3 protein-coding genes are annotated in these 2,256 nt (G+C 65.9%); 2 read left to right on the plus strand and 1 reads right to left on the minus strand.

Going from position 1 to position 2,256, the window contains the following annotated elements; translation table 11 throughout:
* Window positions 1–119: tautomerase family protein (locus GSQ79_RS29885; protein WP_246725563.1), on the minus strand; the 119-nt coding region annotated here is incomplete at its 3' end.
* Between the two features lie 180 nt (window positions 120–299).
* Here GSQ79_RS29885 and GSQ79_RS24525 point away from each other — a divergent pair.
* Both GSQ79_RS24525 and GSQ79_RS24530 read left to right on the plus strand, forming a co-directional pair.
* Window positions 300–767: a (2Fe-2S)-binding protein gene (locus GSQ79_RS24525; RefSeq protein WP_158811383.1), complete on the plus strand. Its 468-nt coding sequence runs from the start codon at window positions 300–302 to the stop codon at window positions 765–767.
* Window positions 768–780: 13 nt separating this feature from the next.
* Window positions 781–2,256: molybdopterin cofactor-binding domain-containing protein (locus GSQ79_RS24530; RefSeq protein WP_158811384.1), on the plus strand; the 1,476-nt coding region annotated here is incomplete at its 3' end.

Below are 2,256 nucleotides of genomic sequence, written 5' to 3' on the forward strand. Positions count from 1 at the left end.
TAGCGGTCGCGCACCGGCACGCCGAAGGCGGCGAGCATCGCGCCATGGGCGGCGTCGAGCAGGGTTTTGAGCTCGACATCGGAGCGGCCCTCGACGAGATCGAAGCGAAGCAGCGGCATGGTTTTTCCGTTCCGATTGGGGTTCGCCGGCCGCTATAGCGGCTTTCCCGGCGCCATGCGACCGGGACGCGCGTCCGCCCGCGAAAGCGTGATGCGACGCGACGGTGCCTCCGCCGCGATCCTAGGCTAGACTATCTGTTTGATCGATCAGGCGGCATATGGCTGCCCAGTGAGGATCCAATGTCGCAAACCCTGAACCTTCACGTCAACGGGCGGACCGTGTCCGTCACGGTCGACGATCCCGACATGCCGCTGCTCTACGCCCTGCGGGACGATCTCGGCCTGCATGGCCCGCGTTTCGGCTGCGGCCTCGGCCAGTGCGGCGCCTGCACCATCCATGTCGACGGTGAGGCCGTGCGCTCCTGCATCACGCCGATCGGCTCGGTCGGCGCCGGCCAGATCGTGACACTGGAAGGTCTCGGCACCGCCGAGCATCCGCATGCACTGCAAACCGCCTTCATCGAAGAGCAGGCCGTGCAATGCGGCTACTGTATCAACGGCATGATCATGCAGAGCGCGGCGTTCCTTGCCAAGACGAAGAAGCCGACGGCCACGCAGATCAAGGACGAACTCGCCAACAATCTCTGCCGCTGCGGCACCCATGTTCGCATCGTGCGGGCGGTGCAGCGCGCCGCCGACAGCATTTAGGCGGGAGGCAGCCATGAACGCCATCGACCGCCGCAGTTTCCTCGCTTCCACCGGCTCGCTCGTCGTCGCCTTTGCCCTGCCTCCGGCAGCGTCTTTGGCCGATCCCCTTGCGCCGCCCAGCAAGACCGTCGCCCCCGACCAGGTCGACGGCTTCATCGCCATCGACGCCAAGGGGCTCGTCACTCTCTATTCCGGAAAAGTCGATCTCGGCACCGGTGTCCGGACCGCGATGACCCAGATCGTCGCGGAAGAGCTCGATGTGCCGATGGACCGGGTCACCGTCATCCAGGGCGACACCGCGCTGACGCCCGACCAGGGGACGAGTTCCGGAAGCCTCTCGATCCAGAAAGGCGGCGTGCAGATCCGCCAGGCCGCCGCCACCGCCCGCGCCAGCCTGCTGCAGATGGCAGCCACGACGCTCGGCGCGGCGCCCGCCGATCTCACGATCGCCGACGGCATCATCACGGCAAAGACCGGCGCGAGCGTCACCTATGCCGCGCTGATCGGCGGCAAGACCTTTGCCTTAAAACTCGATCCGAAGGCGCCGCTTAAAAATCCCGACACCTATACGATTGTCGGGCAGTCGAAGGCCCGCCTCGACATTCCGCCGAAGGTGTTCGCCACCTTCACCTACATGCACGACTTCAAGCTGCCGGGCATGCTGCACGGTCGCGTGGTGCGTCCGCCGGGCATCGGCGCCGACCTGCGCGGCTTCGACGAAGCCTCGGTCGGCAGTATTCCGGGCGTCGTGAAAATCGTCCGCGAGGGCAATTTCCTCGGCGTCGTCGCCAAGACGGAATGGGCGGCGATCAAAGCTTCGCGGCAGCTCAAAACCTCGTGGTCGAGCTGGGACGGCCTGCCGGAAGACGGCAAGCTGTGGGACCACGTGCGCACAACCAAGGTCGCCAAGGACGAGGTGACGAGTTCGGTCGGCGACGTCACCAGTGCGCTGGGCAAAGGCGCGAAGCGGATCAAGGCGACCTATGATTTTGCCATCCATACCCACGGCTCGATCGGCCCGTCCTGCGCGGTCGCGTCCTTCGATGCGGACGGTCACCTGACCTGCTGGAGCGCGTCGCAAGCCACCCACAATCTGGTCAAGCAGCTCTCGGTCATGCTCGGCATGCCGGCAGACAAGATCCGCTGCATCTATATCGATGGCTCGGGCTGCTACGGCCGCAATGGCCACGAGGATGCGGCCGCCGACGCCGTGCTGATGGCGAAAGCCGTCGGCCAGCCGGTCCGGGTGCAATGGATGCGCGAGGACGAGCACGGCTGGGACCCGAAAGGGCCGCCCACTCTCATCGATCTGGAGGCGGCGCTCGACGACAAGGGTGATATTCTCGCCTGGTCCTCGGCCTTCTTCATTCCACAGGGCGCGGCAGGCACCGTCCCGCTGGTCGCAGCCAATCTGACCGACAAGCCGCACGAGACGATTCTGGCACCCGGCGGCATCACCGGCAATTCGGCGCTGCCCTACACCCTGCCC

The organism is Beijerinckia sp. L45, from assembly GCF_009765775.1.
Classification (GTDB): Bacteria; Pseudomonadota; Alphaproteobacteria; order Rhizobiales; family Beijerinckiaceae; genus RH-AL1.